This is a genomic window from Pseudomonas sp. NFACC10-1, from assembly GCF_900119195.1.
Lineage (GTDB): Bacteria > Pseudomonadota > Gammaproteobacteria > Pseudomonadales > Pseudomonadaceae > Aquipseudomonas > Aquipseudomonas cerasi.
Genome location: NZ_FPJB01000019.1, coordinates 1 through 2659, shown reverse-complemented (window position 1 = coordinate 2659; position 2659 = coordinate 1). Strand labels below are relative to the sequence as shown.

Sequence of the window (2659 nt, the reverse complement as noted above, 5' to 3'; positions counted from 1 at the left end):
GGTGTGGTTCTCGGTGCGGATGTCGACCTTGTCTTTGGCCGTGATGCGGGTCTGTTCCTCGATCCAGTTCTTGGAGCCGTTGGTCTGGCCGTAACCGACCGAGCCACTGACGCTGCCGCCAAAGCCAGCCACGACAGTTGCGCTGAGGTCGAATTCCTTGCCTTCGACTTTCCCGGTGTCCGGCAGGATTGAGCTGACCAAATACGCGGTCGGCAATTGAGAAGTCTTTTGCGGATCCTGAAACCTCGCCTATTCCTTTTGCACCACTAGAGAAAACCTCTAGCTAGGGTAATTTTCCTTCATCAGATCAATCGCAACCTCGAGCTTTCGGCGGCTATCAATGGAAAGACGACGCTCCTTATATTTATTTAAATCTAACACTTCGATTGATACTTCTTCCAAATCACTACTTAATCGCGAAATTTCTACAATTGCAATACGATCTAAGTCGATCAGCACCCAGTATATATCCTCGGCCTGTTCAGGAATCCAATTCACGATTAGAGCAAAAGACAACCAAGGAAACGCTGCTTTAAGAGCAGCCAACAGCAAAGGATTAGTGCTCCCTGAAAACATCGACACCATAGAGCTCAGCAAATCCGCTCGCACATGGTCACGAGAGCTCATTTGAGCACCCCTGGGAATGCTGTTACTAGATTCCCAAATTTATCAGTCATAACTGTCATTATTGAGGCTGACTCCATCACTGAATTTATCCGTACCAATAGAACGCCTAACATCAACTTCGCGCACATAGCGCACACCATCAGCACTGTCTACCATTTGTGTGACAGGTGTACTCACAACCGCTTTGCTTTGCAGAAGACCGCGCAACTCAGGCTCCCCGATAGAAAACTGGCTTGCATTTACTTTGCCCGACAAGTGACGTGAAGCCAAGCGCTCCATACCATCATTAGCTAAGTTGACTCGGGACTAGACTCGACCAAGAACACCTTCCAAGGTATTCAAAGGTCCTTTTGCACCAACACCCTCAAGGTAGGAAACTAAGACTCTCCCGACTACTAACTACACTATATAACCCGCCATCCTCATTTGCGCAAGTATTGCCTCATCAAATTGCTGATCAGAAATACCTCTAATTGACTTGACACTCTTCCATTTCCATATTACAGGAAGGATTTTGCTATCCAAACGATCAAACTCTTCCAAAAAAACATTTGCTAAAACATACTTATCCAACTCAGGATCAGCCTCTAACATCAAGTTCAGTACATTGCTCGGCAATTTCCCTTCCAGCAACTGGGCTAACAAATACCTATTTTTTAAAGGTGACATAATTGATGTCTCCAATGGTTTCAATTTTCTCAACCTTTCCGTATCCGTACTTTTGGGCTATTTGGCCTGTCCATGTATTCAAAGCAGCATTTTCTTTTGACATTCCATTGGCAATATTCTCGAGATATCGAGCAGTGTTAACGCTGTCAGTACCCGCCTCCCAAGCCCCACGGATTTGATTGACTTTGATGCCTTCGTTGCCGAGGCGTTGCATTGCGCTGGCGAACATATCAGTGCCTGATGCATCGTAGTAGGGATGATTTTGTGCTGCTCGAATTTCAAATCCCAGCACTCCCGCTTTATCCACATTCACGACCAATCCTGCTACGCCATCAGGATCGCCATACTTGAGCTGGACTCCTCCATCTTTGAACACGTTCATCATAAAGTCATTTGTGACATCAACTTTTGGGATGGGTGGATCAACTCTTCCAAGTTCTTTTGCACCATCCTCTATACCCTGATTCATCACCCCCGGTGCCGGAAGCTCTGTAACAGGCCTGGAATAATCAACAGGCGTCTGATCAGCAATCTGACTACCACCCGTCGAACCCACACCAGCAGGCGTCGCTCCAGCAGCATACCCGCCGCTGGACGGATTCGCACCTTGGGCCTGAACGATAGGGTTCACAAGCCTGGAGTTTTCGCCGTCCAGTAGATGCACCGGGAACGTCGTACTGAACAGGAATTTCCATATTTCTATGGATGCACTGACCTGTTGTTCCGCTGATTGACCTGATTCGGCAACAGAGAGTGCGACGGCATTGGCTGCCGCTCTCAGTCTATCCTGACCTTCCGGCGTCGCTGCTGTGGTAGACAACGCAGCACTCAGGGCCACAATTGCGCCAGCACCCAGCGCCACTGCTGGAACAAAACTCGATGCACCACCATTTGGTTTATTCAGCTTGGCCAACAAAACCATCGCCTGCATCGCTTGATCCGGGTGCTCCTCACCCAGCTCGGCAATACGTGCGACGAGCGATTCCGCATCAGAGCCTAGATCTTTACCGGCAACGGCATTTAGAAACTTTTTTACGCCCGCAGACCTTTTACCCTCATCCAGGCTGTTGAGTTGTCGCATCATTTCGCTAAAACCGACACGGCTTTGTGCTAGATCTGTTCCATTACCTGTAACAGCCCCTAACGGCAGTAACCCGGCGACCACAAGCATGTCGGCCAGTTTGTCTATTGTGTTGCGACTGTTTTCACCATAAAGCGCGGCGTTTTTTTGCCATTGACCAAGTGTCTCTTTCGGGCTGGCAACCGCATCCAACGAACTCTTCGTCACATACAAATCAGTCCGATGTTCATCATCACGCGTGATCTCGTATGCCTTGTCGACATCACGATTCAAGCCCGCTGT

Annotated in this window: 3 protein-coding genes and 2 pseudogenes; all 5 read right to left on the bottom strand. The window is 48.7% G+C overall.

Annotation, left to right across the window (positions count from 1 at the left end):
- A pseudogene (locus tag BT119_RS26160) lies at positions 1–192 on the bottom strand (adhesin); the annotation flags it as partial.
- 87 nt (positions 193–279) lie between these two features.
- A complete protein-coding gene (locus BT119_RS26155) occupies positions 280–627 on the bottom strand; it encodes a hypothetical protein (RefSeq protein WP_065349628.1) in 348 nt (115 codons plus the stop codon).
- 42 nt (positions 628–669) lie between these two features.
- Complete coding sequence (locus BT119_RS26150; protein WP_218190031.1) at positions 670–897, bottom strand: hypothetical protein; 228 nt, start codon at positions 895–897, stop codon at positions 670–672.
- A 129-nt stretch (positions 898–1026) separates the two neighbouring features.
- Positions 1027–1296: a hypothetical protein gene (locus BT119_RS26145; RefSeq protein ID WP_072367197.1), complete on the bottom strand. Its 270-nt coding sequence runs from the start codon at positions 1294–1296 to the stop codon at positions 1027–1029.
- Positions 1277–2659 (bottom strand): annotated as a pseudogene (locus BT119_RS26135) (hypothetical protein); the annotation flags it as partial. The gene BT119_RS26145 and the pseudogene BT119_RS26135, both read right to left, overlap by 20 nt.

Excerpts from the sequence above, each read along its gene's own strand:
- BT119_RS26145 (WP_072367197.1), bottom strand. The coding sequence starts at position 1,296 with ATGTCACCTTTAAAAAATAGGTATTTGTTAGCCCAGTTGCTGGAAGGG.
- BT119_RS26155 (WP_065349628.1), bottom strand. The coding sequence starts at position 627 with ATGAGCTCTCGTGACCATGTGCGAGCGGATTTGCTGAGCTCTATGGTG.